Below are 24,625 nucleotides of genomic sequence, written 5' to 3'. Positions count from 1 at the left end.
CGGCAACACTCTGTGTTACATAGTGGTCACCATGCCGGAAGGATTCATAGGGCATATTCAGACAGCAGGGACGGTTCATGAACGAAACTTCACAGAAAAACGCATCACGGTTGACCACCGGAACTTTTTTTCTGACCGCCCTTTTCCTGCTGGTCCTTCTTCTTGCCGCCTATTCGAACAGTTTTCAAGGCGACTGGCATTTTGACGATTATTACAGCATTGTTGATAATGTCAACGTTCATCTCAAGAAATTGTCCTGGCCGGACATCAAAAAGACCTTTTACCGCGTCGAGGGCCATCTTTCGAAACGGCCCATTCCATTTTTCACCTTCGCGCTGAACTATTATTTCGGGCGATATTCCACTTTCGGGTATCACCTGGTCAATTTTGCCATCCACTATGTTTCGTCACTCTTTCTTTTTCTCTTTCTTATGGATACGCTCCGGCTCCCTCTGTTGAAAGACCGCTACGGGTCAACGGCCTTTCCGCTGGCCCTGCTGGCAACCGTTCTCTGGGCCATCAGTCCCGTCCATGTCCCCGCCGTCAGTATCATCGTTCAGCGGATCACCTGCATGGCGGCACTTTTCTATATTATGGCCATGTATTTCTATCTGAAGGGACGTACCGCTCCGTCAAGAGGAACAGCAATATTATTTTATTCTTTGTGCTTGATATCGGCCATCCTTGCATTTCTCTCGAAACAGAACGCAGCCATGCTTCCTGTCAGCATATTCCTTTTTGATCTCTTTCTCATCCAGGGGGTCTCAGGACCGGTGCTCAAAAAAAATTTCAAGATTCTCATACTGGTCCTAATTCCTGTTGTTATCCTCGGATCCTTATACACAGACTATGCATCACTCCTTAACGGCTATAAAATTAGACCTTTCTCGCTTGACGAGCGGCTCCTGACAGAAGCCCGGATCATTGTTTTCTATATGTCCCTTCTTCTCTACCCGGCAGGATCACGCCTGACCTTTCTTCACGATGTGAAGTTGTCCACATCATTGTTTCACCCCTGGACGACCCTGCCGGCGATACTGTTCATCATTGCCATCTTGACCGCAGCCTTTATTTTTGCACGCAAAAGACCTCTTTTATCTTATTGTGTGATCTTCTTTTTCCTCAATCATATAATAGAAAGCTCCTTCATCCCCCTGGAGCTGATCTACGAGCACCGAAATTACCTGCCGTCAATGCTCTTCTTCGTACCGCTTGCAGCAGGGATCATATATGCATACCGTTATTTTGCTTCACGAAGAAAAGCGCTTGCTATGGCCATCGCCTTCGTGACGGCGATAATCATTATCCTTCAGGGAAATACGGTGTTCCTGCGGAACAGCATATTCGCCACGGAGACGTCCTTCTGGCTGGACAACCTGGAAAAGGCGCCGAAACTCAGCAGGCCCAATGGGGAAATCGGGAGACTGCTGCTTTCAACCGGCAACCCACAGGCGGTAGAGTACCTGAACAGGGCCCTGGAACTTCAAAAATACGCGATAAACACGGAACCCTATATCTATCTTATCAACCTTGCCTATTATTACTTGATGAACGCCGACGACGTTGACAGGGCGCTGCACTATTATGACAGAGCGCTGCAGTATGGTGCCCGCGGTGAGGTCTATGACGGCATCGCCCTCGCTCTTCTGAAAAAGGGTGATCTGGAAGGCGCCTTTGAGAACAGCTGGAAGGCCCGGTATGTGGCGCCGACTGATGCTTCCATCCGCTTCAACTACGCCCTCGTTCTTCTCAAGTCGGGAAGATTGCGCGAGGCAGCTGAAGAATCCATTACAGCCCTGGAATTGAACGAACATGATCCCAAACCGCTGAAGATCATTGGTGAGGTCATGCACCGCATGGGAGAATATGAAAAGGCCATTCGCGCGTGGGAGGATTATGGTGACTTGAAACCCGACGATGTGATAGCCCTCCTGGTCCTTGCCGATCTTTACAGGCAGACGGGTAATCATGGAAAACTGTCTGCCGTCACAGGAGAAATCATGCGGTATATGCGCAATAATTCAGTAACTTTCGAAGAATTATTTCATGAGATAGACCGGTCTGCTGCAACCAATGTTTATGTACCCTGTGAAAAAGAAAGGGAAACGCTCAGAAATCTTCTTGATGATAAGCAATAATACGTTGCTCATATACTGAGTATCGTCAATTTTTCTCTATTTAATACTCAGTACTTAGAAAATCATATTAATGATGGGGAGAAAACTTATCTCCCCATCATTAATAAAAGACTATTTACTACAGGCTGTTTATTATTCAGCAATAGACAGAGTAATCGAAGGCGGGGTCTCTGAATCACCTGGAGATAGCGTGAATGTCGCTGAATTGAAGTTATTTCCATCGTAACTGATTACTGTATTGCTTACATACGACCAGGTTCCAGCAAAATCGTCATAGGCATCGGTAACATCAGTTGTTGATTCAAAACCGAGAACGGAGAAAGCGGAAATATTCTGCGCAACTCCGTCATTCTCCAGCATGGATTTCGAGAATGCCGTCACGGCTCGGCTTTTCATATCATTGAGTGCCACATCCAACGACTTGATTTCCGCTGATTTCTGCATATCGAAATACTTCGGGATGGCTACGGCCGCCAGAATTCCAAGGATGACCAGGACGGCGATGATTTCAATAAGGGTAAAACCTTTCTGATTTCTGATCTTTTTCATCTGTTTCTCTCCTTTTACGTTATTTTTTGTTTTCTATTTGCTATTTATTCTATCTGCCCCAAATTTCCCTTGATTCACCTCCTTTACATTTCTTGTCCCTATTTATGTAGTTCTTGTTTTTTATCAATTGTTTATGAAATATTCATTGTGATCATCGGCTGCTCCGTTTCAGTTCCTGGAATCAAGCGAAACGTCGCTGTTTTCGGTCCATGTTTGAAGGAATAGCTTATTTCCGTCTCGCTTATGTAGCTCCACGTTCCCTGAAATCCATCCAATATTTCAAGTACTTCACTATCTGACCCCATGTTCAGATCATCAAATGAATCCGTATCGGTAATATCAGCACGTCCGTCATGTAAAATCAATGATTGTGAAAATTCACTGCATGCCCGGCTCTGCATTTCAGTCAGCGCGTGTTGCAATGCCTTTTTCTCTGCTCCTTGCATCATGTCAAAATACTTCGGAACAGCAATCGCAGCAGCTATACCGAGCAGGACCAGAACAGCCACTATTTCAATCAGGGTGAACCCTCCCTGCTTCCCCTCAATAATGTTCCCCATAGATAACAGTCCAGCATCTTGTATTCTCTCGCCCCAAGTCTGCTTAGATTTTACTGCAAAGATCATACCCGGGTGTATATCACAGACCGGAATGATATATGAAAGAACGGCATTTACTTGGTATTTCCTATATATGTTGCTGATTCAACTATTTATGATTGAACACCGGAATATATAATCAATTTGCTTCGACTAACTTTCCCCATAGTAATGATGACTGCGATGAATTCCCAACATAATTTGAAGAAAATATTATTTAATATCTACATTATTTGATGTTTTTCCCCCTATCCCGACAGATTCCTTCAAGGGAGAAATATCGATTTCGTATTTTTTTATACGATGCCAGAGGCTTCGCTCTTTTATGCCCAAGAGCCGGGCTGCTTTTGACTGAACTCCGGCGGTAGCAGTCAGTGCATCGATGATCATGTTTCGCTCAATCCGTGAGAGATATTGATCAATTGATTCCCCTGGCTCATCCTCACTTTCCACCGCTGAAAATTTCAGACCACCTTCCTGCAGAACCTGCGATACCATGTTTGGAGGGATATGACCCGGTTCAATGACGCCTGTCTCTGTCATCACCGCCATCCGTTCTATGGTATTTTCCAGTTCCCTTACATTTCCGGGCCAGTGGTATGTGAGGAGATACTGGAGCGCCAGGGATGAAATCGAAACATTCGGCCGATTGGACCTTTGAAGAAAATAGTCTGCGAGTAAAGGAATGTCCTCCTTTCGATCCCTCAAGGGAGGAATATGAAGATGAAACACGTTCAGCCGGTAAAAGAGATCCTCCCTGAATTTTCCTTCAGAAACCATTTTCTGCAGGTCCTTGTTCGACGCGGCGATGAATCTGACATCAACAGTTATGGTGTTGCTGCTGCCGACGCGTTCGAATTTCTTTTCCTGAAGAACTCGTAACAACTTGGCCTGTGTTTCAAGAGGCATATCACCGATTTCATCAAGCATGAGGCAACCTTCGTTCGCCAGCTCGAATTTTCCGCGTTTCATTGCCGTTGCCCCCGTAAAGGCACCCTTTTCGTGTCCGAACAATTCACTTTCAAGCAATCCTTCCGGTATGGCAACACAGTTAAGCTTGATAAAGGGCTTTCCCTTACGGAGACTGTGATCGTAAATACTGTTGGCTATAAGTTCCTTGCCGGTCCCGCTTTCACCGGTGATAAGAACAGTTGAATCGGTCGGCGCAACCCGCAATATCTCATTGAAGAGGGAGCGCATGGCCTTGCTCTGCCCTATTATCTCGGGGAAATATTCCCGCGATTCCACCTTACCCAGGATCTTTGTAACTTCCTTGAAGACAGTGTTGAATCTTTCCAGTTCATCCTTCGTACTTGCAATTCCTTTTTTTGTGGAGAGTTCCGTAGAAAACCCCGGGAGTTCAGCAGCCTTTTCCACAAAGGTTTTCATGGGTCGTATAATCAGCGATATTATCAAGAAACCGCTTATAAAAGTCGCCGCGGCAATGATGATACTCCAGAATACGAACCAGAACAATCCCGTATCCTTTGCAGCGGTTAGATAACGGTTTACATTGACGGCGACGATGAATGAAAGGAGTGAAATGCCGGCAAATATGGCGGGCACGAGCACATAAAGACTGATACTGAGCTGATTTTTTTCCCGGAAAAGTTTATTCTGTTGAGGATGTGTCATATGCTGTATTTATATCCCCATCATTAAACAATAAAATACCTTTCTGTATATCTTTCAATATTCAGTGACAGTATCCGCTTGTTCTGAAGTGCACTACCCCGTGATTGTCAGGTCATTGCATGTAATCAACGACAGGTTCTGTTAATCTTATCGAACCAGCTTGGTCAAATCCCACATGGGAAGAAAGATGGCCAGTGCAAAGAATCCAACGACCGCCGCAAGGGCAACAATTAATATGGGACCGATATTGTCGGAGAGTCTTTTTACGGCGTACTCAACCTCATCGTCATAGTGGTTGGAAACATCGTTCAGCATTTCATCGAGTTGTCCCGTTTCCTCACCTACGGCTATCATGTCTATGACCATGGGAGGAAAATACTTTGCAGACTTCAGTGGTCCCGATATACCTCGTCCTTCCTCTACAAGTTCCTTGATCCGGTCAAATTCAAAGGCGATCGCCTGATTACCAATCGTTCCGGACAGGATCTGGAGGGAACTGAGAATTTTAACACCGCTGGCCTGAAGAATAGAAAATATGCTGGCAAAACGGGACATGGCGGCTTTGATGAAGAGCGGACCGATAATGGGAACCTTCAATTTCAGGGTATCAACCACATACCTTCCGTTGGAGGTTTTTACATAAAGGCGGTATGCCGCAATGGACAGAATTATCGCCGCCAGTAAGAGGTACCAGTATTCCTTGAGAAAGAGGTTCATGGCAATACATATCCTTGTCGGAAGGGGAAGAGCGATACCGGCTCCTCTGAATATGGATTCAAACTTGGGAATAACAAAGGTCAGAAGAATGAAAAAAGCTCCACCGAGGGCGATAACAACCAGCTTCGGATATTGGAGGGCGGATTTTATGTCTGACTTTACCTTGTGCTCATGTTCAAGGATATATGTCAGTCGCTTCAGCACATCAGGCAGGGTACCGCTTGCTTCACCTGCTGTGAGCATGCTGATATAAAGGCTACTGAATATATGTTCGTATTTTTCAAAAGCTCCGGCGATCGATTCACCTCCCTTGATATCGATACCGATTCCCTTGAGAGCTTCCTTGAGCTTCGGATTCTGCGTCTGACGCTCGAGAATCTCAAGTATCTGAACAATCTGTATGCCGGCAACGAGCATCGTACGGAACTGCTTGGTAAAAATGATCAGATCTTCCGGCGTCACCGGTGTAATCATCGCTTTCAACTTCTCAAATTGCAGCAATGCAACCGCCGAACGTTCCGCAATCTTTGAAGGAATGTACCCCTGATTGCTCAGTATGGTTGTTGCCATATCAACGTTTTCCGCCGTAATAACCCCGGAAACGGAATCGCCGTTCTGATTTATGGCCTTGTACGAATAATCCGGCATGTGTCACCTACCTTACAGCATAACTGTTGAAGCCGCTTCTTCCAGCGTGGTAATCCCTTTCAATACCTTCTGTTTCGCATCATCACGAAGTGTTGTCAGGCGGCCTGCCTGGATCATGGCTCGGTTTATCTCCGACCCTGTTTTCCCAGCAAGTATCATTTCCTGGACATCCGGGTCGTTGAAGAGCACTTCAAAGACACCTGTTCGTCCACGGTAACCCGTGTTCATGCAACGATTGCAACCCTTTCCACGCTGAAAATTCGCCTGTTTCAGCTCTTCATCTGTAAATCCCCAAGCTTTCAAAGCAATATCCGGAGGATTATATGCCTCCTTACAGTATGGGCAGATGGTTCTTACAAGACGCTGCGCAAAGGTAACCAGGAGCACTGAAGCTACCAGAAACGGTTCTACGCCCATATCGATAAAACGCGTAACTGCGCCTACGGCGTCATTCGTATGTACCGTACTCAGAACCCGATGGCCGGTCAAGGCCGCCTGGGTCGCGATTCCCGCAGTTTCCGCGTCACGGATTTCTCCCACCATGATCACGTCAGGGTCCTGTCTCAATATGGAACGAAGACCGCTGGCAAAGGTCATCCCCGCCTTTCGATTCAATTGAATCTGCCGGATATTTTCTACACGATATTCCACGGGATCTTCGAGGGTGATGATATTGATATCCGGCTTGTTGATCTCACTCAATATCGCATAGAGGCTTGTGCTTTTTCCGCTTCCAGTAGGTCCTGTGCTGAGTATCATACCGTAAGGTCTTATAATAGCAGAGGATATTTTATCCCTGTCAGCCAGGGACATGCCGAGTCGATCCAGGGTGTAGAGTGCGGCACTCATATCGAGAAGTCTGAGAACGATGTTTTCTCCGTATATGGTGGGAATCGCTGATGCCCTTACGTTGATCTCTCTGTTATCCATTTTCACCGTAAAGCGGCCGTCCTGTGGTATTCTCGACACGGCGATATCCATGTTTGAAAGTATTTTCATCCTGGAAGTGATGGGAAGCATTAACGCCTTGGGCGGCGGGGGAACCTCATGAAGTGTACCGTCAATACGGAAACGCAATTGAACCCGGTTCGATTCCGGGCTGAGATGTATATCGCTGGCCCCTTCTCGAACAGCCTGAGCGATGATCGAATTAACCAGCCTGATCACCGGCGCCTCTTTGGCCATGCCTTCAAGAGAGCTGACCCGGAGGTCCTCGGAACCCTCGGCACGCTCTTCCTCAACGGACATGTCAATACTGTCAAGGTCCATTTCCTCGAGCGTTTCCGTGATAGCTGACCGGATACCATAGGTGGCGGACAGCAACTGATTGAACTGCCCTTCAGAACAAACGACGGGTTCAACTTCCAGGTCCGTCCGCGATTCGACTTCGTCCAGAGCTCGAATATCCATGGGGTCTGCCATGGCAATCGTTATCAGGTAACTTCTTTTCCGCAGGGGAACGAGTTTATATTTTTGAGCAACATCTATCGGGATCACCTGGACGAGATCGGGGCTTGGGGGATATATGTCGGGATCGTATTTATCGATCCGCAATTGCCGGCTCAGAACATCGATGATCTGATCCTCACTGACAATGCCCCGCTGGATAAGAAACTGTCCCAATTTTATACCAGCCCGCTTTTGATCGACAAGAGCCTGTTTTAATCGATCTTCCGAAATAAGGCCCGCCTCGATCAGCATTTCACCCAGTCTCTTTTTTTCTCTCACTGCGTCTCCCTCTTTTCCGGTTCTCCCGATGCCTGGAGCGGCACTATATCCCGGGATATTTCGTCAACATTCACCAATCGAGCAAAGAAAACCGTGCCCTCTTTCCAATGCTTAATAATCCTTGCATTGCCGGCGAACAATTCCGGCAACGCATGCAAGGCCTCACGTGCCGAATTTTCACCGATAAAACGTTTCCGTAAAATGACCGAAAATCTCAGCCCCTCAGTATTATTCCAGTACGGGCAAAGTTGCAGGATATTTCCTGCAATACTCCGTGTTTCCTTCAGCTTTCGGTATGCTCTTTCCAGGCTTTTTTCATTGTCGATTTCAACCCAGTACCCGTCGTTTCCAAAGAAGGATGGCTGAAACTCGGCTGGAATCGATGGAAACATGATTATATCGCCCGCAAAAACGATGTCAAGGTTCTTTATGTGAGGATTGGACTCGGCGATACGATCCAGGTGTCTCCGGTCACAGACACCGTATACATCCTCGATCATTCGCCACACAACACCCTTTTGTTCGACCCTTGCAAGACCGAGAATCGCTGGGTGGCCAACACCTGTATTGATGCCACTTGGTGTGAGTGTCTGCTCTTCATCAATAACCTTCACCGGCTCTGCGGTGGTAATAAGATCTGTTCGTTCCTGTGTCAGTTCCGGAATCGTTTCAGCCGTTGTAGCAAGCTTAACCTTTTCCACATCGGGACCTTTGTCCCGAAAAGGAAGAGAATGTGGTTTTTCCTCAACTGGTATTGCCGGACCTGACGTCGGGTTCAGCACAATTGCCGGGACTGACAAAAAAGCGGTGCTCCCTCCTGGTGTTACTATCCCGACACGCTCCGGAAATACGACCAGGACGAATAGAATGACGACCAGTCCTGCCAGAACGGCGGCCCTGTCAAAGGAGCGCCGCTCATCTAACTCGGGCAGGTTTCTCATCACACAGGAACGGACAAGAAACCAATCGGCCCTGAACTTGTTCTGTATGATCAGAGCCAGAATGATCTGATGGCACAGGCTCACAATGCGCCGGGGGTAACCGCCGGTTGTCCTGAAAATTTTCCGGTAAGCCCAGTAACTGAGCTGTGGTGATAGTTTTCCCTGTTCGGCGGCATTCTGTAAGCGAAATTCTATCATGGACCGTGTATCGCGGAAATTGAGCGGCCCCAGATAGTAAGAAAAACTCACCCGGTCTGCGACACCGGGATTTTTCTCCAGGATCTGATCGAATTCCCTCTGCGCGAATATAACGATTTGCAAGAGCTTTGCTTCGTTTGTTTCATAATTAAGAAATTCCCGAAGCATTTCCAGACAGAATTCAGGAATCTTCTGACCCTCATCGATAATGAGCACTACCAGCTTCTGTTCCTGCACACCGTGTTCAAAGAGGTGATGCTTTATTGCTTCACGTAACTGCCACTCTGTCCGTTCCGGTTCATCCTTCAATTGAGTGGATCCGAGCATTTCCGAAATCGTCCGCAGAAACTCGATAGGCTTGCTGAAATAGGGATCGAGAAGAAGGTGTTTTTCTATTGTTTCGTCGTCGTCAAGTCTTCGTAAGAGCTGACGGCAAAGGGTCGTCTTTCCTGTCCCCACATCACCGATTACTACATTCAGGCCTCGACGGAGACGAATTGCGAGTTCCAGTTTCTGCAGACACTCGACATGCTGCGGAGACTGATAAAACAACTCTGGTTCAGGAGAATTAGAAAAAGGCTCCTTATAAAAATTTAATATTTTATAATATTCCATATTACCCGGCTGGGGTAGTATCTGTCTTATTCACCGGTTCCGAGGTGCTTGAGGGTTCCGTCTTTTCCTCACCGGTATCAACTGTTTCTTTCAGGATATGGGGAGTTATAAAGATCAGGACCTCCTCCATCAGCTTATCCTTGTCGGATCTCTTGAACAGGTAACCGAAAAGAGGCAGTTCTCTCAGCCAGGGAACACCGCTGTCGGAATTCAGGTTCCGTGACTTGCTGAGTCCCGAAATTACTACAGTATTACCATCTTGAATTATCAGGGTCGTTTCCGTTTCCTTTTTGATAATGAAAGGGTTGCCATCCACCGTCCGCGACAGGTCAACCTCGTCCTTCTTGATATTAATATCCATTTTCATGTTTTTCCCATCGATGACATGGGGAGTAATCTCCAGGCGTAAAAGCGCCTCCTCGAATTCAACTTCCCGGTCACCGTCTTCATCAACGGTCGCGTAAGGTACTTTCTCTCCGCTTTCTGTGAAGGCAGTCTGGTTGTCAAGGGTCGTGATCGACGGACGTGACAGTATATTCACCTTTCCATCCTGCTCAAGCGCGGACAGTTGAACGTCGAGAACGTAAGAACCTATTTTCTGAGAAACATATCCAATGGTCAACCCACCGGTGTCTTCCAAACCAAGTGCTGGGAAATTCGCAGCAATCCCCGTCGTGGGATCAAGCCCTGCATTAATCGATTCCCCGATGACGCCTGCCGTGTTGGAGCCAGCTGTCACCCAATAGTTTCGGTCATTTTGTGTCCCGTGATAGAGGCCTCCCCACTGCATGCCGAGACTTCTCGCGACTTCGCTCGTTGTTTCCACGATAGCCGCTTCTATCAATATCTGCGGCATTGGTTTATCAAGTTTCTCGATGATGGGAAGAATCTTTTTTAAATCGTCTTCCGTGGCCTGCACGAGTATCGAGTTGGAATGAGCGCTGATCCGAACCGAACCGTAAGGTTTTCCCTGTTCGTCCCTTGTCAGGAAGGACTCTATATTGTCGCGGAGCTCATTCAGCCCCTTCCCTCCTGAATCTTCCGTACTGACAGTTATGAAATCAATAGGGATAACCATTGTGTGGAGAGGCGCCAGCCTTCCCCGCAATATTTCCTGTTCTCTTCTTTTTTCCTGGATTTCCTCTATCTTGAGCTCATTCTGCAGGTCTTTAATATCGGCAATGCGGATAATCCTCCCGTCCCACACGTAAGTCAGGTTCTTTGAACGCATGATACTCATGAATGCCTCGTTCCAGGGGACATTACGGAAGTCCACGCTGATGTCACCTTTGACATCGGATTTTATGAGCAGGTTCTGATTGGCCGCACGGGCCAGAGCGCGCATTACGACATCAACACTGGCATTTCTCATCTTCAGCGTGACCCGGTTGGTCGGCATCGCCCGCTCGTGGGATACCGACTCATCCTCTGCAAGAGCGGCCAGTTCCGACGTATCCAGAGAACGCTCACGTGGTGCCGGAGAAGTCCCCTGTGATTTCGCGGCTTCCAGGCGCCACTTCTCAAAGAAAGGATCCTTTTTGACCTCCAGATCCTTATTGCAGCCCGCCACAAGCAGGAATACCGCCATAGAGGCGCACAGCAATACCACGACCAGCCATTTTGTATCCGTACATCTTTTCAAGATCGTCCCCTCCATAAAGACGTTAGGGATGCGCCTACAATCCTGTTCCGGCTACTCTTCGGCAAACGGAACGGTAATTGTTTCAAGCTTCCCCATATCTTCGATAAGTACCTCACCGGGGGTAATTTTTCTCACGAAATACCCCCCTGATACCAATTCATCACCAATCTCATATTCAACATTATTTATGATCGCCAGTGCCTTTCCTCTATATTCGATAAAGCCGCTGTAAGTCAGAGTGATGCCCGCCAATGGCGATTTACCCAGATAGAAGGGATCGGTTTCCCATTCTGTTTCTGCCCTGGCAACAATATACGCATCAATCATGGCGTCTTGATCCTCGGCTAAAACCTGGGTCACCTGTGATGTTATTTTTTCGATATTCGGCACCCCCCTGTCAGTCAAAGTAGTACCACCGCTCCCCGGTCGCGTGGCGAAATGACCAGAAAAAAACACATAGAGGCCGTACACTACAACTACCAGGAGTACAACGATGACTACCTTTTCCCTCATCCCCAGTTCTTTTATTTTTTCTATCATTTTCGACCCAATGTATTAGTTTTATATGTTTATTTAATGTGAACCATTCATTATGTATCAGTATTTCTCATGAAACCAGGAGCCAGACCTTCATATTTATTCTTTTCATGGTGTCTGCCCGTTCAATCTGAATTTCCTCGATGCTTTCAACATAAGGAACTGCACCCATGTCAACAAGCAACTCTCTGAAATCAAAAAAATTCCCTACAATACTCATATCCACGCGAAGCCTCCCCGGGGTCTGATCGAGTGCTTCTATAACAGGATTAAAGGATTCGATTTTCATGTCATGTTTTTTTGCAATCTCCGAAAAGGCTGGAAGAATGGACTCTATCCTGAGTTTCGGAAGTGATTCTTTCTTCGGAAGCGGAAGTCTCGCTGATTCATCTGATTTTGCTTTTTCGGCAAGTTTGGCATAGAGGGGACGTATCTTTTCTTGAATATCGACCCGCGCTTTTGCGACGGCAATCTCTTCATCAAGGACCGCCAGAGAGTCCTGAAGCGGTGCTATCCAGAGAAAAAAGAAAAGAACAATAACCAGGAGAGCGGCACAGATCAGAAAAAGTGTCGTTCCCTTGGTATACTCCCTGCCGAATGATCTCTTCATGATGTCCTACCCTGCGTCTTCTGTTAAATAACTTTTACAAACAAGGTGAAATGAAGCGCTTGGCTCCCTTCAAACACGTCTTCTTTTTTGCTGCTTATTCTTGGTTCGTCAAACATCGGCGAATCATCAAGGGTAAATATATAGTTAGCCAGGAGAGAGCCCAGGGTCGCGGGTTCTCCGAGAACAACACCGCTGATTTCCAGACCGGTTGCCCCTTTCTGCCCGGCTTCGTTCTGCTGTTCCGAAATTCCCGATCGCAGTTTCAAAATGCGTATGTTGGAAGGCGTCAAGGAAGATAACTCGCTGATCGTAGCCATACCGACATACCGCGACTTGAAAATCTTTATCGCTTCCCGTTCCCCCCGTATCTGATTCACCATTTCCATGATCGATGTCTCATCGATCCTGACATCTTCCGTTAATTGCTGATTGTATTGTGCGATAACTGCTTTTTTCTGGTCCGCGGCGGAATTGAGCCACATAAAATAACCGAAACTGACAAGCATAACGATGGCGAAGACACCCATGACGGCGAAATTGACATATCTTATGAACGCCTGGTTTTTCTTGTCTTTATACGTAAATATTTGATTCAAGGTCCAATCATCGTCGGAAAGCGCCAACCCCAATGCGGGGACAAAGACACTCCGTTCCGATACGGACATGTCGGCTGTCAGATTCTTTACATGGGAATTTTCCGGACTCATGGGATCAAGAACATCGCTTTCCACGCCGAGTTGCTCTCCAATGTATTCGATAATAGGCATATATACGCCCATTGCACTGGACACAAAGATTACATCGATTCGCTCGGTTCCGATGGTTGACATGTAATGTTCAAACGTTCTCTCAATCTGGCGTACAAGCCGCTCCAGGGCCGGCTTAACCAGGTCGAAGACATCGGTCTCCGTCAAACCCAGGCGGGCAATCAAGTCAGGCAGAAGCGGTGAATCTGAACCCAGGCCTAACAGTATCTCGCGAGCCTCATCTATTGACAGCGTTGCCGCCTGTTCTCTGTCTTCCTGTTCTTTTTCCACATTGAATTGTTCAAAGCTGATTTTCTTTTGCCGGTCGCTGAACTCATCCGCAACGGATTCGATCATGCTGTTGATCCCGGCTTTGATACCCCGGGTCATAACAAAATTGCCACCTGAAAAAATATCGATCCGGGACCAATCCCTGCCGATATAGAGACTCGCAACGGTTTTGCTGAGTGAAGGAATCCAGTTCGTTTTAAAAATATTTTGCGTTGCAAAGGGTGCAATCGTCAGCCCGTTGAGAGAAATACCCGCTCGTTTAAAAACATCCTCAGCCTTTTCGACATCTTCTTTCGGAACGGTATAAGCCAGTGTCGCAATCTTATCGAGCCCGCCTTCTTTTACTTCACCCTGAATCTCATAATCAAATATGGTGTTCCTTTCATCAAAGGGGGTGTTTTTCTTAGCCATGAAATAAACGGCGTTTTCAACCTTCTTCTTTGCCATCCGTGGAACGCGGATATGCTGCACCTCAACCGGTGCCGACGGCATAATTGCCCAAAGATGAACATTCTTTGCGTTATCTTGGAAGTTTTCGATGGACTTTCTGAGAAAAGGGGGAAACCGTGGGCTGTCCCGGTCCATATCCTCAGGATACGGGATTCTCCTGCAATCGAGAAGCCTCAATTCACCCCCCACAGCCGCAACCTTGACCATCCGCAACTCTGTGTACCCAAGATCGATGCCTATGGTAACAGCATCAGCGGCTGACGCTTTCGTCTTCCCGGAAGGACCGGGCGTTGAAACCCCTCGCCCCCCTTCCGGTTGAGCCGGCTCACCTGATCCCTTGCCGTTTTTTATAACGTCAAGCAATCTCTCCGTCGATGATATTTCTCTTTCAGACGTCACTCTTTTTCTATCCCCCTGGCATTCCTCAAAATCGATGATGATTAAGGTTGTTGACTTTAAGGTTATTCCATCCGCGCCGCGATTTCAATCATTAATATCATTGCCTGTATCTCTCTATTTGCCGGGCGGCATCTTTCAAATACTCTTTTGTGAAATGCCTGATCTTTCTGATACCATACGTTATGGTTGGTGGTTCTGGAATAATTCCCTTTTGTATGTAAGCTCGAATTGTCTTTGTCGAAACCCCCAGTTCACGCGCCGCATCGGCGGTTGTTAAATAAACGTCACCCTTGATTACAATCATGCTTTCCTTGGTGTCCTTACACTATATCAACTATTTTTACGTGTGAATGGGTACGAAGGTATCGTACCTTCCGAACCAAGTCAAGTATTTTTATTCATAATTGCTTTACAGAATATTGTAATAATCACTGCCCGCATTTTTGTGGAAGGAGGTGTCCCGTGTCGATATTCTCCCGCCTGGCAGGATGTCCTATCAAACCGCCAAGGCATAAAGCACCTGTCTCCATTCTGGATTACATCTTTTTTAAAACCGGCACATTTTTCTATTGACAAAAAATACCTGAAACCAATATAACCATCTGAATAAATTTTAATTATTGACAACTTCATAAAAAGCCCGCACGGTGCGTTGAGCTTTATCCTTCGTCATTGCGACGTACGTAAAGTATGTCTCATTCCTGAGGATTCGCGCAATCTGTTTTCAGGCGTTCTATGAAGATGTCGATGATTGCACTTCTCTAAAGAGCCGACAAGGAGGGTTTCACATGGATTTCGCGCTGACTGAAGAAATGAGAATGTTGAAGGACATGGCGTTCAGGTTCGCCCAGGCTGAGATAGCCCCTCATTCACAGGAATGTGATGAAGAAGAGAAATACACGCCCGAGCTTCGAAAAAAGGCCGCCGAAAACGGTCTCGTCGGGGCGTGGATCCCTGAAGAATACGGCGGCGCCGGAGTGGGGATTCTTGGAAATGCCATCGTGACGGAAGAGCTTTCGCGGATCGATATGGGTATCGGTCTGAACATAGTGGCAGCCGGATTCGGCTGTGAAGCCATTTACTATTTTGGGTCCGAGGAACAGAAAAAGACCTACCTCCCCCCCGTGTGCAGCGGTGACCAGGTCAGCGCCGGCGCCTATACCGAACCCAACGCCGGCACCGATGTGGCGGGGTATAAAACCAGGGCCGTCAAGGACGGTTCAGATTATGTCATTACGGGAAACAAGATGTTCATCACCAACGGTACCGTCTGCGATTTCATGGTCTGCCAGTGTATCACGAACCCCGATGCCGGAAAGATTCACAGGAGCTTCGGCCAGATCATCGTACCCGCCGACGCACCGGGCATAACGCGGACAAAGATACATGGGAAAATGGGTATCCGGGCAAGCGACACCGCTGAGATCGCCCTTGAAGAGGTTCGCGTTCCTCAGGAAAATCTTATCGGAGATGAGGGACAGGGTTTCTACCAGTTGATGCATTTCTTCGATATCACGAGGATCATGGTTGCCGGACAGGCTCTCGGTCTTTCCCAGGGCTGCCTGGACGAAGCCGTCCGCTATTCCGGAGAGCGTACCGCCTTCGGCAAACCGATCGGAGCCTACCAGATCACCATGCAGAAATTGACGGAAATGGCCATCAGGGTCGAGGCATTGAGAAATCTTGTCTATAAATCCGCCTGGCTGGTGGACCAGGGAACGCCGGATTTTCATATAGCGGCCATGGCCAAGTACTATGGTGGACAGACGGCCGTTTTCTGTGCGAACGCCGCTGTCGAGGTCCACGGAGGATACGGATACATCGATGAATATAAAGTTCAGAAATGGTATCGGGATGCCAAGATCCTTGAACTATATGAAGGTACGAAAGAAGCGGAGATCATGACGATCGGCAAGGTCTTGCAGTCACGATAAGTTCCCTTGAAAAGAACGGCTGTGGGCCGGGCTCCTGAAGGAGCGGCGGTCAAAGAGTTTATTATAAAAAATGAAAGGAAATCGAAATGACCCTTACAAAAGCCGAACTCGTTAAGAATCTTCACGCCAACACGAAGTTTTCCAAGGAACGATGCGCCGAGTTGGTTGAAAGCGTCTTCGATCTGATGAAAAAGGAGCTCGAGAACGGGCATGACGTTCTGATATCGGGCTTCGGAAAGTGGACCGTGAAGAGCAAGACCCCGAGAAAGGGAAGAAATCCCCAGACCGGACAGGAACTCATGCTGGATGCCCGCAGGGTTGTCACCTTCAAATGCTCACGCAAGTTGAAGGAAGTCGTCAATTCATAGCGGCCCGTCACCCGGACACGGATCTTTTTGAAACAATCCCTGCCGGTTCCGCCGGACAGACGCGGCGGAACCGGCCTTGAGGAACCCAAGGAAGGCTGAATTATCTCTCTTACCTTCATTCTTCACCAACCTGATCCTGTGGCAAATTTTACCTTGACTACATATAGTATTCGTATTATAGATGAACACAATATGTAGTGTAAGAGGAAATGTGCAGAGGGGGCATTTTCATCACGCCGCAGGGAAGGGTTTGAATGAGCGTCCACAAGAAAGTTAAGCCTTTTCCCGTTGCCGTCAAAAAAGTCGAGGGGACATCCGAACCGGCGGCTTCGTCCAGCATGGTGTTTCAACACCGTGAACTGATCGAGAATATCCCGAATTCAAAAACGATCGACAGCAAAAAACTGATCAATATCATAAATCATCTTCATTTCACGAGTGGTTTTGTTTCCGTTCATCTGAAAGATGCGAAATATGAGGAAGATTTTCTTGTTCGGGCCCGTCCGGAACCGTGCATGGACTCGGCGATCACCTGCAGGTGGGCGTCCGAAGGAACCTTCGACGCCGCCCGTCACCGTATGCAGAACCTTCTCATCCCCGACGGCCAATCGGTTATCTGCGTGCCCATCTCGGTCCGGGATGTCAACGAAGAATCCTTTACGATCGATATCCCGGAGCGGGTCTTTTCCGCCGGAAAACGCAGAATCAAAAGATATGGTTGTTCCGACATCTCGGTGGAACTCCTGCAGAGCGGGTTCAGCGCCCAGGGGGTCCTTGTTGATTTCAGTCCCCTGGCATTTCGTGTCCATCTGGTTCCCCAGGAACCGTCCTCATTTCACTGGTTTGATAACGACAACGAGGTCACCGTCCGTTTGTATCAGGACAATATCGTCATCTTCTCCGGAACCTGCCGGGTGACCCGCCAGACAGACGGCCACCTGGCCCGTGATATGGTCCTCGTCCCGGCGGCGCTTCAAATACAGAGACACAAAAAAAGAAAGGTGCGCAACCCGAGGATACGTCTCTCGCCCTCGCCGTATATTACCTTTGATCACCCATTTTTCGGGAAACAGATAAAGCGAGACATATACGATATATCGACCACGGGATTCTCCGTCCATGAGGCGACGGACGAAAGCGTGCTGATGCCCGGATTGATCATACCGGAGCTGACCATTTCCTTCCCGGGCTCTCTCCACCTTCAGTGCACGGCACAGGTCGTATACCGTCGTGAAATGAAGCGGTCCGGCGTACGATGCGGTTTCGTCATTCTTGATATGAACGTGGGGACATATAACCTTTTCAGCAACATCCTCGTGCACGCCATCGATCCCCATGTGCATATTTCCGACACGATCGACATGAACGCCCTCTGGGAATTCTTTTTTGACACGGGATTCATTTACCCCAAAAAATACCAGTCCCTCCAATCCTACCGTACCGAGTTCAAGAAAATATACGAGCGCCTTTACAACCGCGAATCGGAGGTGGCCACGCATTTCACCTATCAGAGGAGCGGCAAGATTTACGGCCACGTATCAATGGTTCGGGCCTATGAACGGGCATGGCTTGTTCATCACCTTGCCGCCCGCCCCATACTGCCCTTCACCAAGCACACGGGCGTGCACGTCATCAAGCAACTGATGAACTATCTGAGCGGTCTTCACCTGTTCCACTCGGTCAGGATGAATCACACCATGTTCTATTACCAGCCGAAAAACCGTTTTATGGATATGTTTTTCGGCGCCTTCGTGCGTGATACGGGAAATCCCCGGATATGCTCGCTCGATCTCTTTGCCTATAAAAACTTCAAACAACAGCCGGCCCGGAAAGAGCTGCCTCCCGAATGGACCCTCCGGGAGTTTGTCCCATCGGATATGAATGAAATCGAACGGTTTTACCGGCACCATTCCGGCGGTCTCCTGCTTTCCTGCCTGGATCTGGAAAACTACGGAGGCGGTAATGGTGATTCCATTGAAAAGTTATACAAACGGCACGGACTCATTCGTCGCTGGAAGGCCTTTTCGCTCCTGAAGGGGGACCGGCACGCGGCCCTGATGATCGTGAACCGATCGGACCTCGGCCTGAACCTCTCGGAACTTCTGAACGGAGTAAAGATCATCATTACCGAACCGGTCGATACCCCGTGGGATATCCTTTCAACGGCGGCACAATTACTGATCGAGAAGTGTCATGTCGAAAACCCGGCGTTGACCATATTCCCTCACACGTACCTCGAAAAAGGAGAGATACCCTATGAAAAACAATATTTGTTATGGATTATTAATTCTCAATACGGTAGAGACTTTATCGAGTACATGCGTGAACGGCTTAAGACGAACGCCAGGATTTTCATTAAGCTTATAATGGAAAAGTTTTTCAGATGATGGAGAATCCCCCCCTTTACAGCACACGGATCATCAAGTTCTTCGTTGAATACATCAACACACATTATCCGGACATTCACCTTGAACCGATCCTTGATTATGCCGGAATGAAGCGCTATCAGATCGATGATGAGGGGCACTGGTTCTCTCAGGGCCAGGTGGACCGGTTTTATGAACGGCTCGTCATCGAAACGGGCGACGCCGACATCGCCCGGGAAGCGGGCCGTTATTCGGCGCTGTCAAAGTCAGGGCTCGCGGCACAGCAGTATGCTTTGAGCTTCGTGACACCCGTTGCGGCGCTTTCGGTGATGGAAAAGCTTTATCCCATCTTCAGCAGGGCCTGTACCGTTTCAGCGAAGAAACTGGCAAGCAACAAGATGGAACTCACCGTGAAGCCGGGCCCGGATGTTGATGAAAAACCTTATCAGTGCGAAAACCGGATGGGAATTTTTGAATCCATCCCGAAGCTCTTCACCGGTGAGTACGCCAAGATCGAGCATCCCGAGTGCCTCCACAAAAACGCCGATGCCTGCCGCTATATCATCAGTTGGGAACAGCCGGCCTTCCTGCTCTGGAAACGGTTGAGAAATTACGCCACTGTTTTCAGCGTTCTTATCTGCGCCATCCTGCTTTTTTCGCATACGCCGATCAACACGCTCATCGTGGCGCTGCTCTGCACCATCCTGGTGACGTCTCTTCACGCGCACGCCGTATACCTCGAAAAGTCTGAAATCCAGACTTCCATAATCAATAAGGGCGATCTCGCGGGGGACCTTCTTGAACGGGTCAATACAAGCTACGACAATGCCCTCCTGATACAGGAAGTGGGTCAGGCCACGGCGAGCATCCTCGACATGGACAAGCTGCTCCCGTACATCATGGAACTCCTCGGAAAACGTCTCGATTTCGACCGCGGCATGATCATGCTGGCCAACGAAGAACGGACCAGGCTGGTCTATGTGGCCGGTTTCGGTTACAATGCGGAACAGGAAGAGTTTCTGAGAATGATCAGCTTCCACCTTGACAAACCCTCTTCCCGGGGCCAGTTCGTGCTTTCATTCAAGAACCAGATCCCCTTTCTCATCAACGACATTGAGGAAATAGAAACCATTATTTCCAAAAAGAGCCTCGACTTCGTCCGGGCCATGGGTGTCCAATCATTTATCTGCGTTCCTATTATTTTCGAGGGGCGATCTGAGGGGGTCCTGGGTGTTGATAACATCCGCTCCAAGAGGCAGTTGAGCCAGAGCGATCTGAACCTGCTCATGGGAATAGCCCCGCAGGTCGGCATCAGTATCAACAATGCCCGGTCGTACCGGAAGATCAAGAACAGTGAAGCCCGGTTCCGCGCCCTGGGAGAAAACTCGCCGGACATCATTTACACGCTCGATGCCGACAGTGTCATAACTTACATAAATCCCGTTTCCGAAAGAATACTGCTGTATTCAACGGAGGAATTGATCGGAAAGCGGCTGCTTGACATCATCTGCGAAGAGGATCGGCCCTATCTCACAAAAGTCCTTTCCCGGGCGAAGAACAGGGAAATTTTCAAGGACGTGACAGGACGGTTTATCGACAAGCAGGGCAAGGAACATGTATTTAATATCAGCGGCGCACCGAACTTCGACGACGACGGCAGGATGACCGGCCTCGTGGGAAGTCTGAAGGATGTATCAGAACTCAAGAAGAATTATGATATTCTGCAGATGACCCTTCAGAGCACCATAGACGCCATGTCGGAAATCGTCGAATCACGGGACCCCTATACGGCCGGCCATCAGAAACGCGTGGCGCTTATCGCCGGCGCCATAGGGGAAGAAATGAATCTCCCGCTGGATACCGTCAAGGGAATTCAGATGGCGTCTATGATTCACGACATCGGCAAAATGTATGTACCTGCCGAAATTCTCAGTAAACCCATAGAGCTGAACGATCTGGAATTCACCCTCATAAAGACACACCCGGAAGTGGGGTTCAATATTCTCAAAAATATCGAGTTCACCCATCCCGTTGCCAGGATCGTCCTGCAGCACCATGAGCGGCTCGATGGATCGGGATACCCCAATGGAATCAGCGGCGAAGATATTCTGATGGAAGCGAAGATCCTTTCCGTTGCGGACGTGGTGGAGGCCATGAGCAGCCACCGCCCCTATCGCCCGGCATTGGGAATAGAAATGGCTATTAAGGAGATAACGGAAAACCGCGGTATCCTTTATGACTCGGATGTCGTCGATGCCTGTATCCGTCTCTTTACCGAAAATAAATTTGATGATCTCGTAAAAAGTCGAAATACCCGAGCAGATGGGGCGGCTTTGTAAAAAGTTCCAGAGGCAAGGCGTGCGAATCCTGAGAAGTGAGACGTACTTTTTCGTACGTCGCAGTGACGAAGGGTGAAGCGCAACGAAGCATATGGACTTTTTACGAAGTCGTCAAATCTGACTTTACAAATGTCACCGCCAGGGGGCTGCAGAAAAAAAGAAGTTCAGACAGCCTGAATTCTTCCATCGATACATGCACAAAGCCGAGACGCACTGCAGACGGAACGAGCAACCCGCGTAAGTGCCTGCTGAGGCAGCTCTCTACTATTTCGGCATGCGGCCCTTGCACAGAATAAGGCAAGAATAGGTGAACCGGCGGGGATCGTAGAAGAATTCCTCGAAATCGCCTGTAAACCCCTCGAACCCCCCGGGGTACGTGTCAAAGAGAGCACCCGCCGCGCGGGCGACCATCTCGATCTTTTTTACCCAGTTAAAGGCATCTTCTTCACGAACTTCACCGTATATCAGGTGATGCGCCATGATATGGGCTTCGATCTCTTCAAAGCCTTCGTCATACAGATAGGAGTATAATTTCCGTCCGGCATAGGGATCAAAATTGTATTTACGTTCCAGGGTACCGATTATTTTCCCAAGTATGTCCTCAAGCCTCGGGCTGAGCTCATAATGATTCAGGCAGTTGTGGTCGAGATCGAGCAGACACAACACCCCCCCCGGTTTCAAGCATTGTTTCAGGTTCCGCACTATCCCGGCGCTTTCATGTCGAAAATACTCGAGCACAAAGCGCATCCATATTACGTCGAATTCGCCGAGATCTTCGAGGAGCCCCGTCAGGTCGCAGGAATGAAACTCAATTCCTTCATGAGCCCCGTACTGTTTTTCAGCGTAGGCTATCCGTTCCCGTGAACCGTCGACTCCCACAACGGACCCGCCCGGTTGCACGAGTTCATGAATGATAGAGGTCGTTTTCCCGGTCCCGCAACCGAGATCAAGAACCCGTTGCCCCGGACCGATACCGCACCATTGAGCCTGTGTTTTCACCCGTTCCCGGTCGGTTTTCATTTCAAGGCGAAGGGTCTCTTCGTCGCTTTCCATCAGGTAATGAATCTCGCGTTCCACTCCGTCGCTCTCCGTTTCCGATCAATATGTTCTCGAGAATGTTCCCTCACGGGCACACGTCGCATCGCCCCCTGGCCGCTGAGCGTCGCCCCCCCTGATCATCACCAGGACAACTCAATCCGGCCCACGACGCCGGTGAAGACAAGGATCCCTTCGCAGGTATCGGTGGGTTGCGGTCGTTGAAACAGCAGGCTGTAAAATTTTCCGTATCGCTTTTGAACATAGGGGAAGAATGCTTCCACCTGTGGTGTTATGTCTTTGATTTCCCGGATTTCAACGGGATCCAACCTCTCTCCGTCGGTGGTCTGCAGAAAAACGACCCACGAGGACGGCGTCGAGGCGAAGTCGTTCACTTCCTCCTTCGGTGACGAGGCATAAAAGACGATCTCAAGAACTCCCGTATCGTCCCTTATAAAACCTTCCATGCGCTCAACCGCGGCCCGGTCCGTTTCATTATACAGCCTGGTGTTCTCTGCGATATATGCCTCCATGAATTCCCCCGTCACACAGGTCGCAACCAGGCGGATCTTCGTTTCGAACTGTGAATAGAGCGTTTTTCCCCGTGTCCATTTTGCCAGGACTGCATGGTACTCCTCCGAAAGGGAGATGTTCCGCGCCATGTCGGCATACCCCCCGATGACCACACAGCCCGAAAAGGAAAAACAAAGAATCGCCGCGATCCACAACAGGTTCTTTTTCATGACCCCTTCCCGAAGACCTTTTCAAAGGTATAGTCGATATGGCCCAGAAAATTTTCCGTTCTGAAGATATGGTCAATATCCTCGGCGGACAGACGGGACCGCACTTCTTCATCTTCAAGCAGCAGGTCCCTGAATTGACGTCCTTCGTTCCAGGACTTCATGGCATTGCGTTGTACCATGGCATAGGCATCTTCCCGGGACACTCCGCTTTCAACGAGTTTCAGGAGAACCATCTGTGAAAAAACGACGCCACGGGTCAGGTTCAGGTTTTCCAGCATCCTTTCGGGATACACCACCAGATTTTTTATTACACCGGCAAAACGGTACAGCATGAAGTCGAGAAGTATCGTCGCGTCCGGTCCGATCACCCGTTCCACGGAAGAGTGGCTTATGTCCCGTTCGTGCCACAGCGGCGCGTTCTCCATAGCCGCCAGGGCGTAGGACCGCATGAGCCTCGCCAGCCCCGTCAGGTTTTCCGACAGAACGGGATTGCGTTTATGAGGCATCGCGGAGGACCCTTTCTGCCCGGGTGAAAAATACTCCTCGGCTTCCCGCACCTCGGTCCTCTGGAGGTGCCGTATTTCCGTCGCAAACTTTTCAATGGAAGAGGCGGTGATGGCACAGGCTGAAAAGAATTCGGCATGCCGGTCCCGCTGGACGACCTGCGTGGAGATCGGCGCCGGGGTGATCCCGAGTTTCCGGCACACGTATTCTTCAATGGAAGGGTCGATGAACGAATAGGTTCCCACGGCACCCGCTATTTTCCCGCAGGCGATCGATCCACGCGCCGCGGCGAGACGAATCCTGTTTCGTTCCATCTCCTGAAACCACAGGGCCATTTTCAGGCCGAAGGTTATCGGTTCGGCATGAATGCCGTGAGACCTGCCCATCATCAGCGTGTTCTTGAATTCCTGAGCCCGGTCCTTCAGTATCTCCAGAACGTCGTCCACGTCGCGGAGCAATATATCGGATGCCTCCTTCAGCAGAACCGCGAAGGAAGTATCGAGAATATCCGATGATGTCAGCCCCATGTGGATAAAGCGGGCGTCGGGCCCTACCCGCTCCGAAACGGCCGTGAGAAAAGCGATGACATCGTGTTTGACCGTTTTTTCTATTTCATCAATCCGTGAAACGTCAAAACCTGCGTGTTCCCGAATGTTTTTCATCGCATCCGGTGGTATAAGCCCTTTTTCCGCCAGTGCCTCGCAGACGAGGATCTCCACGTCAAGCCATTTCCTGAATCGATTTTCAGGACTCCAGATGGCGGTCATTTCATCTCTCGAATATCTCGGAATCACGGAAGGAGCCCCTCCTGGTGTCTGTGTTCGGTATTCCATAGTACGATGTGCGGCGCATAGTCAAGCATTTTAAGAGATATCCGGTCACCAGGAAAATTT

19 protein-coding genes are annotated in these 24,625 nt (G+C 48.9%); 5 read left to right on the top strand and 14 right to left on the bottom strand.

Annotated elements, in window-relative coordinates:
* The first annotated feature begins 77 nt into the window (after positions 1-77).
* Positions 78-2,138 carry a hypothetical protein gene (locus tag JXO48_06175; GenBank protein ID MBN2283459.1) on the top strand — a complete coding sequence of 687 codons (2,061 nt, stop codon included), beginning with the start codon at positions 78-80 and terminating at the stop codon, positions 2,136-2,138.
* Between the two features lie 132 nt (positions 2,139-2,270).
* Here JXO48_06175 and JXO48_06170 read toward each other — a convergent pair whose 3' ends face one another.
* The 11 genes from JXO48_06170 to JXO48_06120 all read right to left on the bottom strand — a co-directional run bounded on the left by JXO48_06170 (position 2,271) and on the right by JXO48_06120 (position 14,747).
* Positions 2,271-2,678: a type II secretion system protein gene (locus JXO48_06170; protein ID MBN2283458.1), complete on the bottom strand. Its 408-nt coding sequence runs from the start codon at positions 2,676-2,678 to the stop codon at positions 2,271-2,273.
* Positions 2,679-2,818: 140 nt separating this feature from the next.
* Entirely contained in the window at positions 2,819-3,247 is a 429-nt protein-coding gene (locus JXO48_06165) for a type II secretion system protein (GenBank protein ID MBN2283457.1), read from the bottom strand.
* A 252-nt stretch (positions 3,248-3,499) separates the two neighbouring features.
* A complete protein-coding gene (locus tag JXO48_06160) occupies positions 3,500-4,921 on the bottom strand; it encodes a sigma-54-dependent Fis family transcriptional regulator (protein MBN2283456.1) in 1,422 nt (473 codons plus the stop codon).
* 147 nt (positions 4,922-5,068) lie between these two features.
* Complete coding sequence (locus JXO48_06155) at positions 5,069-6,286, bottom strand: type II secretion system F family protein (protein ID MBN2283455.1); 1,218 nt, start codon at positions 6,284-6,286, stop codon at positions 5,069-5,071.
* 12 nt (positions 6,287-6,298) lie between these two features.
* Positions 6,299-8,014 carry a Flp pilus assembly complex ATPase component TadA gene (tadA, locus tag JXO48_06150; protein ID MBN2283454.1) on the bottom strand — a complete coding sequence of 572 codons (1,716 nt, stop codon included), beginning with the start codon at positions 8,012-8,014 and terminating at the stop codon, positions 6,299-6,301.
* Positions 8,011-9,612: an AAA family ATPase gene (locus JXO48_06145; GenBank protein ID MBN2283453.1), complete on the bottom strand. Its 1,602-nt coding sequence runs from the start codon at positions 9,610-9,612 to the stop codon at positions 8,011-8,013. Before JXO48_06145 ends, tadA begins: the two co-directional genes overlap by 4 nt.
* Positions 9,613-9,769: 157 nt before the next feature.
* On the bottom strand, positions 9,770-11,410 hold the full coding sequence (gene pilQ / locus JXO48_06140; protein MBN2283452.1) for a type IV pilus secretin PilQ: 1,641 nt from the start codon (positions 11,408-11,410) through the stop codon (positions 9,770-9,772).
* Between the two features lie 51 nt (positions 11,411-11,461).
* Positions 11,462-11,950: a hypothetical protein gene (locus JXO48_06135; GenBank protein ID MBN2283451.1), complete on the bottom strand. Its 489-nt coding sequence runs from the start codon at positions 11,948-11,950 to the stop codon at positions 11,462-11,464.
* A 67-nt stretch (positions 11,951-12,017) separates the two neighbouring features.
* Complete coding sequence (pilO, locus tag JXO48_06130) at positions 12,018-12,557, bottom strand: type 4a pilus biogenesis protein PilO (GenBank protein ID MBN2283450.1); 540 nt, start codon at positions 12,555-12,557, stop codon at positions 12,018-12,020.
* A 23-nt stretch (positions 12,558-12,580) separates the two neighbouring features.
* Positions 12,581-14,407, bottom strand: coding sequence for a pilus assembly protein PilM (pilM, locus tag JXO48_06125; GenBank protein MBN2283449.1), 1,827 nt, complete (start codon positions 14,405-14,407; stop codon positions 12,581-12,583).
* A 133-nt stretch (positions 14,408-14,540) separates the two neighbouring features.
* Positions 14,541-14,747, bottom strand: coding sequence for a helix-turn-helix domain-containing protein (locus JXO48_06120; protein ID MBN2283448.1), 207 nt, complete (start codon positions 14,745-14,747; stop codon positions 14,541-14,543).
* A gap of 484 nt (positions 14,748-15,231) precedes the next feature.
* Here JXO48_06120 and JXO48_06115 point away from each other — a divergent pair, with 484 nt between their 5' ends.
* The 4 genes from JXO48_06115 (at position 15,232) to JXO48_06100 (ending at position 21,450) form a co-directional block, all read left to right on the top strand.
* Positions 15,232-16,377: an acyl-CoA dehydrogenase family protein gene (locus JXO48_06115; protein ID MBN2283447.1), complete on the top strand. Its 1,146-nt coding sequence runs from the start codon at positions 15,232-15,234 to the stop codon at positions 16,375-16,377.
* A gap of 86 nt (positions 16,378-16,463) precedes the next feature.
* A complete protein-coding gene (locus tag JXO48_06110) occupies positions 16,464-16,745 on the top strand; it encodes an integration host factor subunit alpha (GenBank protein MBN2283446.1) in 282 nt (93 codons plus the stop codon).
* Positions 16,746-16,999: 254 nt separating this feature from the next.
* Positions 17,000-19,132 carry a hypothetical protein gene (locus JXO48_06105; GenBank protein ID MBN2283445.1) on the top strand — a complete coding sequence of 711 codons (2,133 nt, stop codon included), beginning with the start codon at positions 17,000-17,002 and terminating at the stop codon, positions 19,130-19,132.
* The gene (locus JXO48_06100) at positions 19,129-21,450 is read left to right on the top strand and encodes a PAS domain S-box protein (GenBank protein ID MBN2283444.1); all 2,322 of its coding nucleotides are present in this window, start codon (positions 19,129-19,131) and stop codon (positions 21,448-21,450) included. The genes JXO48_06105 and JXO48_06100 overlap by 4 nt, the downstream gene beginning before the upstream one ends.
* 264 nt (positions 21,451-21,714) lie before the next feature.
* Here JXO48_06100 and JXO48_06095 read toward each other — a convergent pair whose 3' ends face one another.
* The 3 genes from JXO48_06095 to JXO48_06085 all read right to left on the bottom strand — a co-directional run bounded on the left by JXO48_06095 (position 21,715) and on the right by JXO48_06085 (position 24,526).
* A complete protein-coding gene (locus tag JXO48_06095; GenBank protein MBN2283443.1) occupies positions 21,715-22,503 on the bottom strand; it encodes a methyltransferase domain-containing protein in 789 nt (262 codons plus the stop codon).
* A 125-nt stretch (positions 22,504-22,628) separates the two neighbouring features.
* The gene (locus tag JXO48_06090; protein MBN2283442.1) at positions 22,629-23,228 is read right to left on the bottom strand and encodes a hypothetical protein; all 600 of its coding nucleotides are present in this window, start codon (positions 23,226-23,228) and stop codon (positions 22,629-22,631) included.
* The gene (locus tag JXO48_06085; protein MBN2283441.1) at positions 23,225-24,526 is read right to left on the bottom strand and encodes an adenylosuccinate lyase; all 1,302 of its coding nucleotides are present in this window, start codon (positions 24,524-24,526) and stop codon (positions 23,225-23,227) included. Before JXO48_06085 ends, JXO48_06090 begins: the two co-directional genes overlap by 4 nt.
* Between the last annotated feature and the right edge of the window lie 99 nt (positions 24,527-24,625).

The sequence above is a fragment of the Deltaproteobacteria bacterium genome (assembly GCA_016933965.1).
Lineage (GTDB): Bacteria > Desulfobacterota > Syntrophia > Syntrophales > UBA2210 > JAFGTS01.
This window is presented reverse-complemented; position numbering and strand designations above follow the sequence as displayed.